17 protein-coding genes and 1 pseudogene are annotated in these 18,383 nt (G+C 72.4%); 15 read left to right on the top strand and 3 right to left on the bottom strand.

Annotated features, from left to right (window positions below; genetic code table 11):
• Window positions 1-6: 6 nt before the first annotated feature.
• The 9 genes from OG407_RS01265 to OG407_RS01225 all read left to right on the top strand — a co-directional run bounded on the left by OG407_RS01265 (window position 7) and on the right by OG407_RS01225 (window position 9,743).
• Window positions 7-795, top strand: a complete 789-nt coding sequence (locus OG407_RS01265) for an arylamine N-acetyltransferase (RefSeq protein WP_405854120.1) — start codon at window positions 7-9, stop codon at window positions 793-795.
• Between the two features lie 63 nt (window positions 796-858).
• The gene (locus OG407_RS01260) at window positions 859-2,202 is read left to right on the top strand and encodes an NAD(P)/FAD-dependent oxidoreductase (RefSeq protein ID WP_403604786.1); all 1,344 of its coding nucleotides are present in this window, start codon (window positions 859-861) and stop codon (window positions 2,200-2,202) included.
• Between the two features lie 109 nt (window positions 2,203-2,311).
• Window positions 2,312-3,382 (top strand): 3-dehydroquinate synthase family protein, encoded by a 1,071-nt coding sequence (locus tag OG407_RS01255; protein ID WP_405854118.1) that lies wholly within the window; start codon window positions 2,312-2,314, stop codon window positions 3,380-3,382.
• Window positions 3,379-4,779: a 3-deoxy-7-phosphoheptulonate synthase gene (locus tag OG407_RS01250; RefSeq protein WP_405854116.1), complete on the top strand. Its 1,401-nt coding sequence runs from the start codon at window positions 3,379-3,381 to the stop codon at window positions 4,777-4,779. Before OG407_RS01255 ends, OG407_RS01250 begins: the two co-directional genes overlap by 4 nt.
• Window positions 4,776-5,639, top strand: coding sequence for a shikimate dehydrogenase family protein (locus OG407_RS01245; protein ID WP_405854114.1), 864 nt, complete (start codon window positions 4,776-4,778; stop codon window positions 5,637-5,639). The genes OG407_RS01250 and OG407_RS01245 overlap by 4 nt, the downstream gene beginning before the upstream one ends.
• A 227-nt stretch (window positions 5,640-5,866) precedes the next feature.
• Window positions 5,867-7,027: a 3-amino-5-hydroxybenzoate synthase gene (gene rifK, locus OG407_RS01240; protein WP_405854112.1), complete on the top strand. Its 1,161-nt coding sequence runs from the start codon at window positions 5,867-5,869 to the stop codon at window positions 7,025-7,027.
• Window positions 7,024-8,127 (top strand): Gfo/Idh/MocA family protein, encoded by a 1,104-nt coding sequence (locus tag OG407_RS01235; protein ID WP_405854110.1) that lies wholly within the window; start codon window positions 7,024-7,026, stop codon window positions 8,125-8,127. The genes rifK and OG407_RS01235 overlap by 4 nt, the downstream gene beginning before the upstream one ends.
• A complete protein-coding gene (locus tag OG407_RS01230) occupies window positions 8,124-8,822 on the top strand; it encodes an HAD-IA family hydrolase (RefSeq protein WP_403604805.1) in 699 nt (232 codons plus the stop codon). The genes OG407_RS01235 and OG407_RS01230 overlap by 4 nt, the downstream gene beginning before the upstream one ends.
• 15 nt (window positions 8,823-8,837) lie before the next feature.
• Window positions 8,838-9,743, top strand: a complete 906-nt coding sequence (locus tag OG407_RS01225; RefSeq protein WP_405854108.1) for an ROK family protein — start codon at window positions 8,838-8,840, stop codon at window positions 9,741-9,743.
• Between the two features lie 287 nt (window positions 9,744-10,030).
• Here the strand turns inward: OG407_RS01225 and OG407_RS01220 are convergent, their stop codons facing one another.
• On the bottom strand, window positions 10,031-11,665 hold the full coding sequence (locus OG407_RS01220; RefSeq protein ID WP_405854106.1) for a bifunctional 3-(3-hydroxy-phenyl)propionate/3-hydroxycinnamic acid hydroxylase: 1,635 nt from the start codon (window positions 11,663-11,665) through the stop codon (window positions 10,031-10,033).
• A gap of 191 nt (window positions 11,666-11,856) precedes the next feature.
• Between OG407_RS01220 and OG407_RS01215 the strand changes: the two genes are divergently transcribed.
• The 5 genes from OG407_RS01215 to OG407_RS01195 all read left to right on the top strand — a co-directional run bounded on the left by OG407_RS01215 (window position 11,857) and on the right by OG407_RS01195 (window position 16,011).
• Window positions 11,857-12,612: a thioesterase II family protein gene (locus OG407_RS01215; protein ID WP_405854104.1), complete on the top strand. Its 756-nt coding sequence runs from the start codon at window positions 11,857-11,859 to the stop codon at window positions 12,610-12,612.
• Window positions 12,613-12,819: 207 nt separating this feature from the next.
• Window positions 12,820-14,187, top strand: coding sequence for a cation:proton antiporter (locus OG407_RS01210; RefSeq protein ID WP_405854102.1), 1,368 nt, complete (start codon window positions 12,820-12,822; stop codon window positions 14,185-14,187).
• A complete protein-coding gene (locus tag OG407_RS01205; protein WP_319090945.1) occupies window positions 14,184-14,627 on the top strand; it encodes a type II 3-dehydroquinate dehydratase in 444 nt (147 codons plus the stop codon). The genes OG407_RS01210 and OG407_RS01205 overlap by 4 nt, the downstream gene beginning before the upstream one ends.
• 40 nt (window positions 14,628-14,667) lie before the next feature.
• On the top strand, window positions 14,668-15,360 hold the full coding sequence (locus tag OG407_RS01200; RefSeq protein WP_405854100.1) for an alpha/beta fold hydrolase: 693 nt from the start codon (window positions 14,668-14,670) through the stop codon (window positions 15,358-15,360).
• Window positions 15,361-15,438: 78 nt separating this feature from the next.
• Window positions 15,439-16,011 (top strand): SRPBCC domain-containing protein, encoded by a 573-nt coding sequence (locus tag OG407_RS01195; RefSeq protein ID WP_405854099.1) that lies wholly within the window; start codon window positions 15,439-15,441, stop codon window positions 16,009-16,011.
• A gap of 283 nt (window positions 16,012-16,294) precedes the next feature.
• Here the strand turns inward: OG407_RS01195 and OG407_RS01190 are convergent, their stop codons facing one another.
• Window positions 16,295-17,194: an alpha/beta fold hydrolase gene (locus OG407_RS01190; protein ID WP_405854097.1), complete on the bottom strand. Its 900-nt coding sequence runs from the start codon at window positions 17,192-17,194 to the stop codon at window positions 16,295-16,297.
• Window positions 17,195-17,251: 57 nt separating this feature from the next.
• On the opposite strand from OG407_RS01190, the gene OG407_RS01185 reads away from it, so the two are divergent.
• Window positions 17,252-17,839 (top strand): TetR/AcrR family transcriptional regulator, encoded by a 588-nt coding sequence (locus tag OG407_RS01185; RefSeq protein ID WP_405854095.1) that lies wholly within the window; start codon window positions 17,252-17,254, stop codon window positions 17,837-17,839.
• 107 nt (window positions 17,840-17,946) lie between these two features.
• On the opposite strand, the pseudogene OG407_RS01180 reads toward OG407_RS01185, so the two are convergent.
• Window positions 17,947-18,369 (bottom strand): annotated as a pseudogene (locus OG407_RS01180) (transposase); the annotation flags it as partial.
• Window positions 18,370-18,383: the final 14 nt, after the last annotated feature.

Here is an 18,383-nt window from a genome sequence, read left to right as displayed (position 1 = left end):
CAGGGAGTGTTCGACGCGGAGGCGTATCTCCGGCGCATCGGCTGCGACGGCGAGAGAGACGTGGGCATCGAGTCGCTGCGCAGACTGCAGAAGCGGCACCTCATGGCGATCCCGTACAACATCGCGGGCCAGGACTTCGCCGACAGCATCCATCTCGTCGAACTCGACGAGGACGCGATGTTCCGGACGGTCGTCCTTGACGGACGCGGCGGTACCTGCTTCCAGCTCAACCGCCTGTTCTTCCGGCTCCTGCGCGAGCTGGGCTATGACGCGAGCCTGATGGCGGGCAGCACCGCCGAGGGCCGGGAGAACTTCGGCACTGAGGTGGAGCACATGTTCATCCGGGTCGCGCTGGACGGCGCCGAATGGCTCGTCGACGCGGGCTACCCGGGACCCTCGTACCTCGAACCGCTCCTTGTCACCGACGCGGTGCAGACCCAGTACGGCAGCCAGTTCCGGCTCGTGGACCAGGGTGACGGCGCCTGTGCGGTGCAGCGGCGCGGGCGGGGCGGGCGCTGGGGTGCCGTCTACGACTTCCGGCTCCTCGAACGGCGGTGGGACGACTGGAAGGAGCTGGAGGACCACGCCCGGGCGAACCCCGCTCCGGCGCCGGACGGCGACCTGCAGGGCGGGCTGTACGGGCGGACCTTCGACAACGGCCAGGTCGTCCTCAAGGGCCGCCGGTACCTGACGGTCCGCGACGGCCGCGAGCGGGCCCGCACGGTCGTCGACGACGACGAACACCGGGCCCTGGTGGCGCAGATCCTCTCCGGGGACCTGCCCGAGCCGCCCTGAACGACTTCCCGCAGGGAAATGGCAGCATCCGCAATCCGAGACGAAGGCTGGAAGGAAAACAGAATGGCGAAGAAGACGGCTGACGTGGTGGTCATAGGCGGCGGACCGGCGGGGGCGGTCAGCGCTTTCGTGCTGGCCCGCCAGGGCCACTCCGTCGTGCTCCTGGAGCGTGACGAGTTCCCGCGGTTCCACATCGGCGAGTCTCTGCTGCCGTACATGATGGGCCTGTTCGACCGGATCGGTCTGCGGGAGGCGCTGGAGTCCAAGGGCTATGTGCCCAAGTTCGGCGGCGAGTTCATCGACCCGACGGAGACCAAGTTCTTCTCCGGTGTCTTCCGGGCCGACTTCAGCCTCCAGGGCGAGGGGCGTTTCGACCGGGCGTTCCAGGTCGAGCGGGCCCGGTTCGACGCGATGCTCGTCGAGGAGGCCGGCAAGGCCGGCGCCGAGATCCACCTGGGCACCCCCGTGAAGGATTTCCTCCTCGACGGCGAGCGGATCACCGGCGTCACGTACGAGAAGGACGGCGAGGAGCACCGGATCGACGCGTCCTACGTGATCGACGCCAGCGGCCGGGCCGGCCGGATCGCGAACAGGTTCGGGCTGCGCAAGACGCTGGAGAAGCTCCGCATGGTCGGGGTGTTCCGCCACTACTCGGGCCTCGACGAGCGGCACAACCTCGGCAACGAGGGCGACATCCAGGTCGGCGCGCACGACGACGGCTGGGTGTGGGCGATCCCCATCTCCAAGGACGTCATCAGCGTCGGCACCGTGATGCCGCGTGACGTGTTCCGCAGGGGTACCCCGGAGGAGGCCTTCGACGAGCACCTCGACCGGGTGCCGCGGATCACCGCGCGGCTCACCGGGACGACCCCGGCCACGGACCTCAGGATCGAGACCGACTACTGCTACCACGCGGACACCGTCACGGGCCCCGGCTGGGTCATGGTCGGCGACGCGGGCTGCTTCGGTGACCCGATGTTCTCCGGCGGGGTGCTGGTCGCGGCGTCGACCGCGGCGCGAGCCGCCGAGACGATCAGTGCCGCGCTCACCAACCCGGCCGACGCCGACCGGCTCATCGAGGAGTACGCGAACTACTTCAAGACGGGCTACGACACCTACATCCGGCTCATCCACGCCTTCTACGACGGCGAGCTGGTGGCGGTGGCGGCCGATGCCGGGCGGACCACCTCCCGCGAGGCACTGGAGCGCTACCTGATCCGGCTGATCGGCGGCGACTTCTGGAGCGAGCACAACGCGGTCGCGCAGGAGATGCGGCGGCGCCCGGAGTGGGACACCTTCGCACCGTTCCAGCGGGTCTTCGGCTGCCCGGCCTACCCGCAGCTCGACGAGCAGGACCGCAAGGAGCGCGCCGAGGCCCGCATCCTGCGGGTGACCGCCGGCCAGTGACGGCTGCGGTCGCGCCCGGGGGCTGCGGCGGTGGACCACCGCCGCAGCCCCCGGGGCGGGACGGCCGAACCGGCGGACGACCGGCTTCGACACGACAGGGTGAGGCGGCGTGAGAGAACAGATACCGGTAAACATCGGTGAGCGTTCGTACGATGTGGTGATCGGCTCGGGAGTGCGTTCCTCGCTGGCCGAAGTGATCCAGGGACTTGGCGCCCGGCGGGTCGCCGTCGTGTCGGCCCGGCCCGCCGAGTGGGTGCCCGACACCGGGGTGGAGACCCTGCTGCTGCCCGCCCGGGACGGCGAGCCGGACAAGAACCTCGCCACCGTCGAGGCGCTGTGCGCGGAGTTCGTACGCTTCGGGCTCACCCGTGACGACGCCGTCGTCTCCTGCGGGGGCGGCACCACCACCGATGTCGTCGGTCTGGCCGCCGCCCTGTACCACCGGGGTGTGCCGGTGGTACACCTGCCGACGACGCTGCTGGCCCAGGTCGACGCGAGTGTCGGCGGCAAGACGGCGGTCAACCTGCCCACGGGCAAGAACCTGGTCGGTGCCTACTGGCAGCCCGCCGCCGTACTGTGCGACACCGACTACCTGGCCACCCTGCCCCGGCGCGAGATGCTCAACGGCCTGGGTGAGATCGCCCGTTGCCACTTCATCGGCGCCGGCGACCTGCGCGGGCTCGGCCTCGCGGAGCAGATCGCGGCCAGTGTGACCCTCAAGGCCGGCATCGTCTCGGCCGACGAACGGGACACCGGGCTGCGGCACATCCTCAACTACGGCCACACGCTCGGCCACGCGCTGGAGGTGGCCGGCGGCTTCGCGCTCCGGCACGGCGAGGCTGTCGCGATCGGCACGGTCTTCGCGGGTCTGCTCGCGGGTGCTCTGGGCCGGATCGGTCCCGCGCGGGTGGCGGAGCACCGGGAGGTCGTCGAGTTCTACGGCCTGCCGAGCGTGCTGCCCGAGGGGGTCGAGGCGGCCGAGCTGATCCGCCTGATGCGCCGGGACAAGAAGGCGCTGCGCGGCCTCGCGTTCGTCCTCGACGGTCCCGGGGGAGCGGAGCTGGTCCACGAGGTGCCCGAACACGTCGTCGCCGACATCCTCGGACGCATGCCACGGCAGCCGATCGGCCGGCTCGTCGAGCCGGCCGGCCTTAACGGAACGGGAGCTCCGGTGGCATGACGCACTTATCAGGGGGAGCACCCGGCGAGGCCCGGGTCAGGGTCGCGCGGGAGCATCGGCTGGCGGACCGTCTCGCCGCGGCCCTGGCCCGACCCGCGGCCCAGCAGGCAGAGTGGCCGGACCCGGCCCGGGCGCGGACGGTGCTGGCCCGGCTGCGCACCGCGCCCCCGGTCGTGGCCGAGGCCGAGACGGCCCGGCTTTCCGAGCGGCTCGCGGCGGTGGCCCGCGGCGAGGCGTTCCTGCTGCAGAGCGGGGACTGCGCGGAGACCTTCGCGGAGAGCACCGAACCGCATCTGCGGGCCAACCTCGGACTCCTGAAGCGCATGGCGCAGGTCCTGGCCCACGCCGCCGGGCTGCCGGTGGTGCCGCTCGCCCGGATGGCCGGCCAGTACGCGAAGCCGCGCTCGCAGCCCGTCGACGCGGACGGCCTGCCGGTCTACCGGGGCGACATCGTCAACTCCGCCGCTCCCTCCCTGGCCGCCCGCACTCCCGACCCGGACCGGATGCTGCTCGCCCACGGGCACGCGGTCCGCGCGATGGCGCTCGCCCGGCGGATGGGCGCACCGGATCCGGCGGACCCGTGCGCCGGCGCCGATGTCCACGGCGGCCCCGGCGGCGGCCAGTTCGCCGGCAGCGCGGAGGAGACCGGCCGTGCTCCGGGCCAGGGGACCGAGGAGATCTACGTCGGCCACGAGATGCTCCTGCTCGACTACGAGTCCGCTTCGCTCCACACCGCCGGGTTCACCACCGGTCCGGACCCGCTGCTGGCCAGCCCGCTCGCGCACTTCCTGTGGATCGGCGAGCGCACACGGGGCCTCGACGACGCGCACCTCGCCGTCGCCGAACTGCTCGCCAACCCCGTCGGGGTGAAGATCGGCCCGGGCACCACGCCGGAGCAGGCCCTCGCCTACGTCCGCAGGCTCGACCCCCACGGCACGCCCGGACGGCTGACCCTGATCAGCAGGATGGGTCACACCCGGGTCCGCGAGGTGCTGCCGCCGATCGTGGAGAAGGTCACCGCCACCGGCCACCAGGTGGTGTGGCAGTGCGACCCGATGCACGGCAACTCCCGTACGACGGCGGACGGCCGCAAGACCCGCCGCTTCGACGACATCGTCGCGGAGATCAGCGGCTTCTTCGAGGTCCACCGCGCCCTGGGAACCCACCCCGGCGGCCTGCACCTGGAGGCGACCGGCGAGGACGTCACCGAGTGCCTGGGCGGGGCCCGCGGACTCGGCGAGGACGACCTGGCGGCCCGCTACCGCACCGCCTGCGACCCCCGCCTGAACGCCGAGCAGTCGATGGAACTCGCCCTCACCGTCGCCGAGTTGCTCACCGCAGCCCGCCGGGCCGCCGCCCCGCGACCCGCCCTCCACCGCCCCCGGAGCCCGAGATGACCGACACCGACACCGACACCGCTTCCGGACCCCGTACCGGCACCCCGGCCCGGACCCCGATCAGCGGCACCACCCGTCTGTACGTCGTCCTCGGTGATCCGGTCGCCCAGGTCCGGTCGCCCGGGCTGCTCAACCCGCTGTTCGCCGAACAGGGCGCGGACGCCGTGCTGGTGCCGGTGGAGGTCCACCCGGACAACCTGGAGCGGGTCGTCCGCGGACTGCAGCGGATCGGCAACCTCGACGGCATCTTCGTCACCGTTCCGCACAAGGCCGATGCCGCCCGGCTCGCCGAGCGGCGCAGCCGTGCCGTCGAGATCGCCGGCACCGCCAACGTGCTGCGCCGTGAGGCAGACGGCAGCTGGCTCGCCGAGAACTTCGACGGCTCCGGCTTCGTGGCGGGCCTCGCCCGCGCCGGGCACGAGGTACGCGGCAGGCGGGTCGCGCTGGCCGGGGCAGGCGGGGCGGGCAGTGCCATCGCGGCGGCGCTGCTGACGGCCGGCGCGGACCGGGTCGCCGTCACCGACCCGGACCGGCCCAAGCTGGAGGCACTCGTCGACCGGCTCGCCGGATACTGGCCCGGCCGCGTCCACGCCGCCGCCGAACCACCCCTGCACGACAGCGACCTCGCCGTCAACGCGACCCCGCTCGGGCTGCGGCCCGGCGACCCGCTGCCGTTCCCGCCCGCGGACCTCGCTCCCGGGTCGGTGGTGGCCGACATCATCATGAAGCCCCACGAGACGGCCCTGCTGCGACAGGCTGCCGCCCTCGGACACCACATCCACCACGGCATCCACATGCTGACCGGCCAAGTGGCCTCCTACTGCGCGTTCTTCGGCCTGCACGCACCCACGAACGACTGACGCACCCACCCGGAACACCCCCGTGGCCGACCGGTTCGCACCCGGCCGGCGACGACTACCAGACCAGGGGATGTGGGGCCCCACGGGCGGTGCCTACGGTGAAAGTCGCACCTTCCTGTGTGGGTGATCCCCGGGGTGAATCGTTCCGTCGGCCACGTGCCCCGCCCGCTTTATGTCGCCCGTCGGCCATCGGCCGAGAAATGTCCGAAGCGGAGATTTGGAGATACATGAACGCGCGTCCGGCACCGGAGTTCCCCTCCTGGCCGCAGTACGACGACGGCGAGCGCACCGGCCTGATCCGGGCCCTGGAACAGGGCCAGTGGTGGCGCATGGGCGGGTCGGAGGTGGACTCCTTCGAAAGCGAGTTCGCCGACTTCCACGGCGCCCCGCACGCCCTGGCCGTCACCAACGGCACCCACGCGCTGGAGTTGGCGCTCCAGTGTCTGGGCGTCGGCCCGGGCACCGAGGTCATCGTCCCGGCCTTCACCTTCATCTCCTCCTCGCAGGCCGCTCAGCGGCTCGGCGCGGTCGCCGTCCCCGTCGACGTCGACCTCGGCACGTACAACATCGACGTGGCCGCGGCAGCCGCCGCCGTCACCCCCCGCACCAAGGTGATCATGCCGGTGCACATGGCCGGGCTCATCGCCGACATGGACGCACTGGACAAGCTCTCCGCCGACACCGGTGTCGCCCTGCTGCAGGACGCCGCCCACGCCCATGGCGCCCGCTGGCAGGGCAAACGGGTCGGCGAGTTCGGCACGGTCGCCGCGCTCAGCTTCCAGAACGGCAAACTGATGACCGCGGGCGAGGGCGGCGCGCTGCTCTTCCCCGACGAGGAGACCTACGAGGCCGCCTTCCTGCGGCACAGCTGCGGCCGGCCCCGTACCGACCGCCGCTACATGCACCAGACCGCCGGCACCAACATGCGGCTCAACGAGTTCTCCGCGTCCGTGCTCCGGGCCCAACTGGGCCGCCTCGACGCGCAGATCGAGCTGCGTGGGCAGCGCTGGACACTGCTGTCCCGGCTGCTCGGCGAGATCGACGGCGTCGTGCCCCAGGGCGAGGACCCGCGCGCCGACCGGAACTCCCACTACATGGCCATGTTCCGCATCCCCGGCATCTCCGAGGAGGGCCGCAACGCCCTCGTCGACACACTGGTCGACGCCGGACTGCCCGCCTTCGCCGCCTTCCGCGCGATCTACCGCACCAACGCCTTCTGGGAGACGGCCGCGCCCGACACCACCGTCGACAAGCTCGCCGAAAGCTGCCCGCACACCGAGGCGATCAGCACCGACTGCGTCTGGTTGCACCACCGGGTCCTGCTCGCCTCCGAGGAGGCACTGCACACCACGGCCGAGATCATCGCCGACGCCGTGGCCGGCCGGTGAGGGTCCGGGCCGCCGTCGTCGGGCTCGGCTGGGCGGGCCGCGAGCTGTGGCTCAGACTGCTGCGCGAGCACGAGGACTTCGAGGTGGTCGCCGTCGTCGACCCCGACCCGCGCTCCCGGGCGGCCACCGCAGCGGCGACCGGGCTGCCCGCCGTCGCCACCGTGGACGCCCTCGACCGCCGCACGGTCGACGTCGCCATCGTCGCGGTGCCCAACCATCTGCACGCCGAGGTGGCCACGGCCCTGCTCCGCCGGGGGATCTCCGTCTTCCTGGAGAAGCCCGTCTGCCTGACCAGCGCCGAGGCCGACGCGCTCGCCGCGGCCGAACGGAACGGCGGGACACTGCTCGCCGGCAGTGCCGCCGCCCACCGCGGCGACGTCCGGGAACTCGCCGGACTGCTGCCCGAACTCGGCCGGATCCGCCACGTCGACCTGGCCTGGGTCAGGGCGCGCGGAGTGCCGCAGCCCGGCGGCTGGTTCACCCAGCGCAGCAAGGCAGGCGGTGGCGTGCTCGTCGACCTCGGCTGGCACCTGCTCGACGTCCTCACCTCCCTCCTCGGCCCCGCCCCCGTCGCCCAGGTGATCGGCTCGGTCTCCGACGACTTCGTCAACAGCGGTGCCTGGTCCGCCGCCTGGCGCGAGGACCGGGCCACCGATGTCCCGGCCGGCGATGTCGAGGACACCGCCCGCGGTTTCCTGGTCCGCGAGGACGGCATCTCGGTCTCGCTGCGGGCGAGTTGGGCCTCGCACGAGGCGCTGGACGCCTCCGTCGTCACCGTCGAGGGCAGCGCCGGAACGGCACGGCTGCAATGCACCTTCGGCTTCAGCCCCAACCGGGCCCCCGAACCGGTGCTCACCCTCACCCGGGAAGGCACCACACAACGCCTCCCGCTGCCCGCCGAGCCCATCGGCATCGAGTACGGACGGCAGCTCGACGGCCTCGCCGGGCTCCTGGCCGACCCGGGCCGCCGCGGCCTGGCCGTCGCCCAGGCCCGCAGCACCGTCCGGCTGGTCGAGAACTTCTACGCATCGGCGCGCGCCGCCCGACCGGCGGACCGCGCCTCCGAATCCACCACCTACAAGGAGGTGCGGACCGCATGACCACAGCGTCGGAACGCGACGTGGGAACGGGCACCGGGCAGCAGCCCGCGGTCCCCAGGCAGGCCGTCGTCTTCGACCTCGACGGGGTCGTGGTCGACAGCTTCGCGGTGATGGGCGAGGCGTTCGCCCTCGCCCATGCCGAGGTCGTCGGCGACGGCCCGGCGCCCTTCGAGGAGTACCAGCGCCACCAGGGCCGCTACTTCCCCGACATCATGCGCATCATGGGCCTCCCGCTGGAGATGGAGGAGCCCTTCGTCCGCGAGAGCTACCGGCTCGCCGACCGCGTCCAGGTGTACGACGGTGTCGTCGACGTGCTGCGGACGCTGAACGAGCGCGGCCTCAAGCTCGCCGTCGCCACCGGCAAAGCCGGTGTGCGCGCCCGGTCCCTGCTGGACGTCCTGGGCCTGCTTCCGTACTTCGCCCACGTCATCGGCTCCGACGAGGTGCCCCGTCCCAAGCCCGCCCCCGACATCGTCCGGCGCGCACTCGAACTCCTCGACGTCCCCGCGGACCGGGCCGTCATGATCGGCGACGCCCCCACGGACCTGGCCAGCGCCCAGGGCGCCGGTGTCACCGCCGTCGCCGCGCTGTGGGGCTGCCACGACGGGGCGGAACTGCTCGCCGCCGGCCCCGACGTCGTCCTGCGACGGCCGGCCGACCTGCTCGCCCTGTGCCCGGCCCTGCCCGGGCACTGAACCGGAAGGCCAGCCGTGCCGCCGTGGTGTCTGGGCATCGACATAGGAGGAACGAAGGTCGCCCTGCGCGCCGAGTCGGCGGACGGCCGCACCGAGGAGCACCTGTTCGCCTGGCCGCGCGAGGACGGCGGCCCGGACCGCGATCTGGCCCGGCTGGCGGACGGTGTCGCCGCCCTGACGGCCCGTACGGGTGAGGGCTTCCAGACGGCGGGGGTCGCCATGCCCGCCACGGTCGGCCCGGACGGCCGGATCACCGCCTGGCCGAGCCGGCCGTCCTGGACCGGCCTCGCGCTGGGACCGGCACTGGGCGCCCTCGTGCCGGGCGCGGGTCTCGCCTGGGCGGACGACGGCGACGTGGCCGCCCTCGCCGAGGCGGAGGCGGCCGACTGCGCCGATCTGCTCTACGTCGGCGTCGGCACCGGCATCGGCGGCGGCCTGGTCCTGGGCGGCAGGCTCTGCCCCGGTCCCGGCCGGGGCTCCTTCGAACTGGGGCATCTGGTCGTCGCGCCGGGCGGCCCCCGGTGCGTCTGCGGCCGCCAAGGCTGCCTCCAGGCGATCGCCTCGGGCCCGGCCACCCTGGCCCGCGCCGGTCGGCTCCGCGGTGGACCGGTCGCCTACGGGGAGCTGCTCGAAGCGCTCCGCACCGACCGCCCGTGGGCCCTGGCCGCCGTCGACGCCACCTGCGAGGCCCTGGCCACCGCCGTCATGGGTGTCACGGAACTGCTCCACCCCGACCTGGTGGTGTTGGGCGGCGGATTCACGGCAGGCATCGACCACCTGGTCGACCGCACAGTCACCCACCTGGCACCGCTGTCCCGCCCGGGCCGCCCCGCCCCGCCCGTCGCCGCGGCGCGCCTGGGCGGCCTCTCCTCCCTACGGGGTGCGGTCCTCCTGGCCCGAACCGTCACCGACAGGTCCTAGGCCTGTCCTAGGCCGTGCCCGCAAAGTCCCGCCCGCCCCGCGACGCCCGGCACGCACGCCCGCCGCACCGGGCGAAAGCCCAAGTACGCCCAGTCCCAGTACGAGGACTTCCGCCCAGCACGCCGAGCGCACGCACCGAACCCCGCGTGGCCCGCCCTCCGGGCGGACGACGGGACTTCGCGGACACGACCTAGCCGCGCCGACGTTGGACAGCGCCGCTGCGGGGAGCGCGCACCCGCGAGGTGCCGCTGCCGTGGTCAGGCCCGTACCCACCCGCCCGGGCCCGCTCAGGCCCCGCTTCCTCCCGCACCCGCCGGAACGCCCGCGCCCAGATGGGCCCGCAGGTCGTCCACCAGCGCCGCCGCTCCCAGGCCCGAGGCCGCCCCGTACACGTGGTAGTCCGGGCGGACCAGCACTGCGTCGGTCCGGTGGCGGGCCAGGAAAGCGCGGTAGACACCGCCCACGTCGGCCACCGCCCCGCCCTGCGGCTCCCCGTCCTCGGGCAGCAGGCGCACCACGTGCGTGCCCAGGGCCGTCAGGAACGCCGACTGCTCCTCGTCGAGGTCGGCGGGTGCGCCCGGTGCGAGCAGCAGGACGAATCCGCGGCCGACCACGTCGTCGAACAGGCCGGTGCCTCCAGGGCCCCGTACCCGGCCCTGGGGGATCACCTCGCCGGCAGGGGCCGCGGGCGAGCCGTCGCTCGCCCGGTGCAGGAGCCCCCGGGTGAGCGGCTTCGCCGGGTCCGGGACCGTAGGACCGCGACCGCGTCGGCCCGCCAGGATGGTGGCGTCGCGCTCGGCCGCGGCCGTGGGATCCGTCACGCAGATCACCCGGCCCAGCTGGACGGAGGACAGGATCGACTCGTGCACCTGCGCGCGGCGTTCCTCGGTATAGGTGTCGAGGAGCGACTCCGGGGCGAGACCGTCCAGCACCAGGTCCAGCTTCCACGCCAGGTTGACGACATCGCGGATGCCCGAGCACATGCCCTGCCCGGCGAAGGGCGGCATCAGATGGGCCGCGTCCCCGGCCAGCAGCACCCGGCCCGCCCGCCACCGTTCGGCCCAGCGGGCCTGGAAGATGTACGTGGTGCTGCGCAACAGGGTCGCGGTGTCGGGGGTGACCCCGTAGGGGGCGAGGAGCCGCCAGGCGGTCTCCTCCCGGTTCAGCTCCGCGGCGCGCTCACCGGGCAGGCGCATGAACTCCCAGCGCCGGTGCCCGGGACCGCTGCCGACCAGGGTGGTCGGCCTGGCCGGGTCGCAGATCTGGAGGTTGGTCGGCACGAATTCGGCCGGCTCGCGCAGCCGCACGTCGCACAGCAGCCACTCGTAGGAGAAACCGAGGTCGGTGACCGGCACGTCCAGGTGGTGCCGGACGAAGCTGTTGGCGCCGTCGCAGCCCACCACCCACCGCGCGGTGTACGTCCGGGCCGCGCCGTCCTCGTCCTCGGCCGTGACCGCGACCCGTTCGTCCCGCTCCTCGATCCCCACCACCTGACGGCCCCGTACCACCGTGACGCCAGGCAGCTCGGCCGTCCGCGCGGCCAGCAGTTCCTCAAGGGCCGGCTGGTGCATGGTGTTGGCGTCCGGCCACCCGTAGGGCCCCTCGGTACGGAAGGCGATGTCGAGGAGGATCTCGTCGGCGGCCGTGCGCCACTGGTAGCCGCCCGCCGGCTCGGTGATCCGGCCGAGGCCCGCGCCCGTCCCGCAGCCGGCGAGGAGCCGCGCCGTCTCGCCGTCGAAGCTGGTAGCCCGGGGCAGCGTGTACGGGCGCCGGCGCCGTTCCAGCACGGTGACCCGCCGACCGCGCTGGGCCAGCAGGACCCCGAGCGCGGCCCCCACGGGCCCGTTGCCGACGACGATGACGTCCGCGTCCAGGGCGGAACGCGCGCCGGGGGATGGTTCGTACGATGACACCTCGGGCACGCGGAACCCCTCGTCGCAGGGTGGCTGGCGCAGGCACAACTGCCGTGCTGGGAACGGCGCAAGACTAACCAGCCGTACCGGAGTTCGGGCCGTTCGAAGGCCAGGGCTATCAGATCTGGGGATACCCGGCACCGCCCGCACGACCCTAGGGTTGCGGTATTCCCCCACCGACCACGAGGAGCTTTTTCGGCATGCCTCAAGCAACGGCGCATTTCGAGAAGTGGGTGAGCGTCACCCACCCCGCGCCGCAGAGCCCCGTGCGGCTCGCCTGCCTGCCGTACGCGGGCGGCTCCGCAAGCTTCTTCTATCCGGTCGCCCGCGCCCTGCACCCGTCGGTGGAGGTGCTGGCCGTCCAGTATCCGGGCCGGCAGACCCGGCTCCACGAGCCGATGATCGACAACATCCCCGACTTCGCGGACGAGATCTTCGCCGCGCTGCGGCAGCTGGACGACAAGCCGCTGGCCCTGTTCGGCCACAGCATGGGCGCGGTCCTCGCGTACGAGGTGGCGTTGCGCATGCAGGACGCCGAACTGCCCACGCCGGTACGGCTGTTCGCGTCCGGCCGGCGGGCACCGTCCCGCTACCGCGACGAGCGGGTGCACGCGGCGAGCGACGCCGACGTCGTGGCCGAGATCAGAGCGCTCAGCGGCACCGACGAGACGCTGCTGGGCGACCCGGAGGTGCTGGCGATGATCCTGCCGGCCATCCGCAGCGACTACACCGCCATCGAGCGGTACCGGCACGAGCCCGGACGCCGTCTCGACTGCCCGGTCACCGTGCTCACCGGCGACGGCGACCCCCGGGTCTCCCTCGACGAGGCCGAGGACTGGGCGCGGCACACCACCGGGCCGAGTGAAGTGAAGGTCTTCCGGGGCGGCCACTTCTTCCTCGCCGACCGGGCTTCCGAGGTCATCGACCTGGTGGCCGCGCGACTGGGCCCCTCCTGATGGACCTCCGCGGCGCCACGGCGTCCGGCACGGCCACCCACCGCACGGTGCGAGAGCCCTGGTGACTCCGCGGCAGGAACGGCCGCACGGCACACCAGGAGCCGGCCTGGAACGCCGCTCGCCCACCTCCCGCGGATCCGTCGGAACACCGCTGGGCCCGCAGGACCGCGCGACCGACCGCCGACCCTCCACGTGAGAGAAGCCGAGATGCCCCTCGCCGCCCCTGTGCCGACGATCGGTCAGCACGCCCTCCTGGTGTTCCTGCTCCAGGTCGCGTTCCTTCTGCTGCTCGCCCTGGTGCTCGGCCGGCTGGCGACGCGGTTCCGTCTGCCCGCCGTCACCGGCGAGCTCAGTGCGGGCGTTCTGGTCGGCCCGTCGCTCCTGCAGCCGCTGCTGCCCGGCTTCTCCCACTGGCTGCTGCCCCAACGGGCCGACCAGATGAACCTGTTGGACGCGGTCGGCCAGTTGGGTGTGCTGTTGCTGGTCGGTGTCACCGGCGCCGAGATGAACTTCGCCCTGGTCCGGCGGCGCGGTCTCACCGCGGCCAAGGTCAGCGCCGCGGGCCTGCTGCTGCCGCTGGGCCTCGGCATCGCCACCGGCTTCCTGCTGCCGGGATCGTTCGTGCCCGCCGGCACCACCCCGACCGTCTTCGCCCTGTTCCTGGGCGTGGCGATGTGTGTGAGCGCCCTCCCGGTGATCGCCAAGACCCTGCTCGACATGAAACTGCTGCACCGTGACATCGGCCAGCTGATCCTCTCGGCCGGAGTGGTGGACGACGTGGTGGGCTGGTTCCTGCTGTCCGTCGTCTCCGCGATGGCCACCGTCGGACTGACCGCCGGTGTCGTCGCCACCTCCGTCCTCTACCCGGTCGGAGTCGTCCTGTTCGCGGCGGTGATCGGCCGCCCGCTGGTGCGGGCCGCGCTGCGGTGGGCCGGACACTCCGAGAGCGCCATGCCGACGGTCGCCACGGTCGTCGTCCTGGTCCTGTTCAGCGCGGCGGCCACCCAGGCGATGCACCTGGAGGCCATCTTCGGCGCCTTCGTCTGCGGCGTGCTGATCGCCACCAGCGGCGTGCTGGACCCGGTGAAACTGGAACCGCTGCGGACCCTCGTCCTCGCCGCCCTCGCCCCGCTCTTCTTCGCCACCGCCGGACTGCGCATGGACCTCACCGCGCTGGCCCGGCCGGCCGTCCTGGGCGTGGCCGTCGCCGTGCTCACCGTGGCCGTGGCCGGCAAGTTCGGCGGCGCGTTCATCGGGGCCCGGCTCAGCAGGCTCAACCGCTGGGAGGCGCTGGCCCTCGGCGCGGGCATGAACTCGCGCGGTGTCGTCGAGGTGATCGTGGCGATGACCGGGCTCCGCCTCGGCGTCCTGAACACCGAGACGTACACGATCGTCGTCCTGGTCGCCATCGTCACCTCCCTGATGGCGCCGCCCATCCTGCGCTACGCGATGGCCCACGTCGAGGAGACCGCCGGGACCAGGCTCGGCATGGACCCCCCGACCGCCGCCGCCCAAGGAACCCCGGACCGCGGACCGGATGCGGTTCGGACCTTTGAACACCGAGGTGACGCATGAGCACGATGCTCCTACTGAACGGTCCCAACCTCGGCATTCTGGGCCGCCGGGAGCCTGAGCTGTACGGCACCGACACCCTGGCCGACATCGAGCAGGCGGTCGCCGACGAGGTGAGCGAACAGGGCTGGAAGGTCCTCTCCGTCCAGCGGGAGTCGGAGGGCGAGCTGGTGAGCGCCATCCACGAGCACGGACCCGACAGCGTCGGCGCGGTGGTCAACCCGGGCGCCCTGATGATCGCCGGGTGGAGCCTGCGGGACGCGCTCGCGAGCTACGAGCACCCGTGGATCGAGGTGCACCTGAGCAACGTGTGGGCGCGGGAGCGGTTCCGGCACGAGTCGGTCATCGCCCCGCTGGCCTCCGGCGTCGTGGTCGGCCTGGGCGCGTTCGGCTACCGCCTGGCGGCCCGCGCCCTGCTGCACGTGACCGGTGCGGGCCGATGACCATGCCACGGGACGAAGTCGGGAAAGGAAGCCCTGGACGATGAGGCTCACGCTCCACGAGGTCGGCGACGGTGACAAGGTCGCCCTGCTCGTCCACAGCATCATCTCGTCGGCGGACACCTGGAGCCGGGTGGCGCCACGGCTCGCCGAGCGCGGCTACCGGGTGATCATGCCGGACCTGCGCGGTCACGGCGACAGTCCGCACGCCGAGCGGTACACGCCCGAGCTCTTCGCCGCCGACCTGGTGCAGTCGCTGCCGGCCGGCGCCGATCTCGCCATCGGCCACTCCTTCGGCGCGTCGGTACTCTCCCTGGCGGTGGCCGACCTGGGCCCCTCCCGGGTGGTCTACAGCGACCCGGCGTGGCGGTTCACCGACAAATCGGTGGCCGAGATCAAGGAGTTCGCGCAGTTCACCAAGGCGACCACGGCCGAGATGATCCAGCAGATGTTCCCACGCTGGCTGCCCGAGGACGTCGAGGCAGAACTCGCCGGGTACGCGCGCTGGGACATCCGCGCCGTGGACTGGCTGGACAGCTCCGTCCAGTACGTGCCCGAGCGGCCCCTCGTCCCCTCACTGGTGCAGGGCGCCGGCGACCACCACCTCGTACCGGACGACCTCGCCGCGCAGCTGCGGGCGGTCGGCTTCGAGGTCCGCCACGTGGCGGACACCGGCCACTGCATCCACCGCGACGACCTTGAGGGCTTCCTCGCGTCACTCGACGGCTGGATCTGACACACCGTCAACTCCCGTTCGTACGTGCGGTGTCCGGCCTGCCGGGCACCGCACGGAGGGCGTGTTAGGGTCGCCGACATGAGTGCGGGCAACATCGATCACGGCACGGCGGACACCTCCCCGGCCGACGAGAACACACCGGTCAGGCACGGTTCGTTCGAGCTGCGGGTGCACATCGAAGCCCCGCCGGAGCGGGTGTTCGCGGCCTTCGCCGAGCCCGAACTGCGCACTCGCTGGTTCAAACTGCCCGGCCCGTCCCGTACCGCCGAACACGAGCTGGACTTCCGTGTCGGCGGCGGCGAGCGGGCGCGCAACCGCGTCCTGTCCGAGGACATGGACGAGCGCATCGAATACCGCTCGCGGTTCGTCGACCTGGAGCCGGCGGAGCACCTCGTGTACGTCTACGAGGCATTCGTGAACGACGTGCGCCGCTGGGTGTCCCTGGTGACCGTTCGGCTGGCCGCGCAGGACGGCGGAACCCGTCTGGACTGGATCGAGCAGTACACCTATCTCGTGCTGACCGGCCCGGACGGCGAGCAGGACTTCGCCCACCTCCGAGGCGGCACCCGACTGTTCCTCAATGGCCTGAGGCGGGTGGCCGAGGAAACACGCCAGTGGGCCCCTGCGGGCCTCCGCGACCCCGAGAACTGACCGTGCGGGCGCATCAGCCCATCCCGGGGGCGAAGCCGTGAAGCGGTCTCGGCCGACTCGTCGGCTTCCGCGTGCTGGCAGTGGTGTAGCTCGGCAGAGTCCCGGCAGGCCATACGTAAATCTCCCTGGTGCACGGGCAGTTCAACCGGAGGAGCCAGACGTCGTTTCCATCGGATGGGGAGGCGTTTGAGCCGGTGGGGGAGGGCGGGGCCTGCTCGACGGTGGAGCGGAGTGTGTGAAGCTCCGCCTGTCGTTCGCGATGTTCAGTCGTGTGGCGTGCCGGCTACCGGTTGGCCGCGAGGAAGTCCTGCAGGATCTCGGCGAACCGCGTCGGCTGTTCCTCGGCCGGGTAGTGGCCGCAGTCGTCGAGGACGACGCCCGTGACGTCGTCGGCCGCCAGCCGCATCGTCTGGGCGGCACTCTCGCCGCTCCACAGCGCGCCGCCGAGGGCGAGCACCGGCAGCGTCAGCCGGGTCTTGCTGCGCTGCTCGTTCTGGGCGATCGTCTCGTCCAGCGCCCGGTAGTACGCGAAGCTCGCCCGCAGCGCGCGAGGATCGGCGGTGATCGCGTCGACGTAGACGTCGACGGCGTACGCGGGGATCGCGGTCGGCGTGGCGGCCTTGGTGGCGAACTGCCAGCCGAAGAAGAGCCGTTCCCGTCCCCGGACCAGTTTCTCGTTGAGGTCGGTGAGCCGGTTGAAGCCGAACTGCCAGAGCCTCAGGTTGGCCGCGGCCGGGCCGAAGAACGGCGGGGACGGCGTGAGACCGGGGATCACTGCTTCGACGATGGCGAGCCGGTCCACCCGCTCGGGGTGATCGGCGGCGAGGGCGTAGCCGGTCCACGTGCCGATGTCGTGGCCGACGACGTCGAACCGGTCGTGCCCGAGCGCGGTCATCAGCGCGACCAGATCGGCGGCCAGCGTGCCGGCGTCGAAGCCGTCGTCGGGCTTGTCGGAGAGCCCGGCCCCGCGCGAGTCGACGGCGACGACGGTGTGCCGGCGGGCGAGCGCGGGCATCACCTCCCGCCAGGCATACCAGGTCTGGGGCCATCCGCCGATCAGCAGCAGTGCCGGGCCGTCCCCACCGGTGACCGCGTGCAGCCGCAGTCCGTTCACCTCCACGAGGCGGCTGGTGAAGACGTCGAGGAATCCATCGGGCAGGCGCAGCGAACGCAGGCTTGTCATGCCGGTGACCCTACCCATCTTTGAACGATCGTTACAAGATGTGTAGAGTGACGGACCATGGCAGGCCGCAAGCAGTTCGACGTGGACGAGGCGCTACGACGTGCGATGCACGTCTTCTGGCGCTGGGGTTATTCGGAGGCCTCGATCGACCGCCTCACCGAGGGCACGGGCCTGGGCCGGGGCTCGCTCTACGGCACCTTCGGCGACAAGAGCGCCCTCTTCCGGAAAAGCCTCCAGCGGTACGCGCAGACCTACCAGCCGCTTTACGAGCAGGCGTTGTCCGGCCCCCACCAGGGCCCAGGCGCCGTTGTGGCCGCCTACCTGCAGGTCGCCCTGAACCGTATCGCCGACCCGGCGGTCCCGGACGGCTGCCTGCTCACGGTGTCGGCAACGCAGTTCCCGGCGCTCGACGCGGAGGGCCGGGCGATGGTCCGCGCCATGATCGACGGTCTGCGGGCGAGGCTGGAGCAGGCCTTGCAGGCGGCGGGGGCCGGTGAGCAGGAGGCGGCAGAGCTGGCGTTGTGCACGCTGGCGACGAACAAATCCCTGGCGGTGCTGAGCCGCGCCGGCTTCTCGGGCGAAGACCTGGCAACCGTTGCGGCAGCCGCCGCCAAGAATGCCCAGGCTCAGGCTCTGCCGAATTGACCGGCCGAACCGTCGGGGCCGCGATAGGCGGGAAGGCTCGTTCGCGTCCGTGCTGGCGCCGCGACACGAGGCTGGTGAACCCGTCGGATCAAAGGGCTCCGGGTTCCGTGGTGTTTCGAGCCGGGACGGCCCCGGTCGACCGGCGATGGCCCCGTGTGCTGCCCCTTTTATGTCCTGACGGGGGAGGAGTCGACCGTGCGGCGAGACCGGTTCCGGCGCGAGGCCGCGTTCAACTCGGTCAGCAGTGCCTCGTGCAGCCATTGCCGGACGCCGGCCTCGTTCCCGTCCCGCAACCGGCGCCAGCACGTCACGTCCGAGCCGAAGCCCAACTCCTGCGGCAGGTACTCCCGCTGGATCCCGGCATGCAGCACGTACAGGATCCTGCCCAGCACCTCGCGGTCCGGCACTGACTTGCGACCCGGATGCCGAAACCTGCGCTCGCGCTGCGGCGGCAACGGCTCCAGACGGTCCCACAGCTCATCCGACACGATCCACGGCGACGGACCCACACCGGATCGCACGCCCAACACCCGCCCCGGACAAG

Origin of the sequence: Streptomyces sp. NBC_01515, from assembly GCF_045040345.1 — a bacterium.
GTDB lineage: Bacteria > Actinomycetota > Actinomycetes > Streptomycetales > Streptomycetaceae > Streptomyces.
This window is presented reverse-complemented; position numbering and strand designations above follow the sequence as displayed.

What these genes read in the sequence shown, in the direction of transcription:
- OG407_RS01260 (WP_403604786.1), top strand. Translation starts at nt 859, where the DNA reads ATGGCGAAGAAGACGGCTGACGTGGTGGTCATAGGCGGCGGACCGGCG.
- OG407_RS01205 (WP_319090945.1), top strand. Translation starts at nt 14,184, where the DNA reads ATGAGCACGATGCTCCTACTGAACGGTCCCAACCTCGGCATTCTGGGC.
- OG407_RS01250 (WP_405854116.1), top strand. Translation starts at nt 3,379, where the DNA reads ATGACGCACTTATCAGGGGGAGCACCCGGCGAGGCCCGGGTCAGGGTC.
- OG407_RS01185 (WP_405854095.1), top strand. Translation starts at nt 17,252, where the DNA reads ATGGCAGGCCGCAAGCAGTTCGACGTGGACGAGGCGCTACGACGTGCG.
- rifK (WP_405854112.1), top strand. Translation starts at nt 5,867, where the DNA reads ATGAACGCGCGTCCGGCACCGGAGTTCCCCTCCTGGCCGCAGTACGAC.
- OG407_RS01245 (WP_405854114.1), top strand. Translation starts at nt 4,776, where the DNA reads ATGACCGACACCGACACCGACACCGCTTCCGGACCCCGTACCGGCACC.
- OG407_RS01190 (WP_405854097.1), bottom strand. Translation starts at nt 17,194, where the DNA reads ATGACAAGCCTGCGTTCGCTGCGCCTGCCCGATGGATTCCTCGACGTC.
- OG407_RS01200 (WP_405854100.1), top strand. Translation starts at nt 14,668, where the DNA reads ATGAGGCTCACGCTCCACGAGGTCGGCGACGGTGACAAGGTCGCCCTG.
- OG407_RS01215 (WP_405854104.1), top strand. Translation starts at nt 11,857, where the DNA reads ATGCCTCAAGCAACGGCGCATTTCGAGAAGTGGGTGAGCGTCACCCAC.
- OG407_RS01230 (WP_403604805.1), top strand. Translation starts at nt 8,124, where the DNA reads ATGACCACAGCGTCGGAACGCGACGTGGGAACGGGCACCGGGCAGCAG.
- OG407_RS01210 (WP_405854102.1), top strand. Translation starts at nt 12,820, where the DNA reads ATGCCCCTCGCCGCCCCTGTGCCGACGATCGGTCAGCACGCCCTCCTG.
- OG407_RS01195 (WP_405854099.1), top strand. Translation starts at nt 15,439, where the DNA reads ATGAGTGCGGGCAACATCGATCACGGCACGGCGGACACCTCCCCGGCC.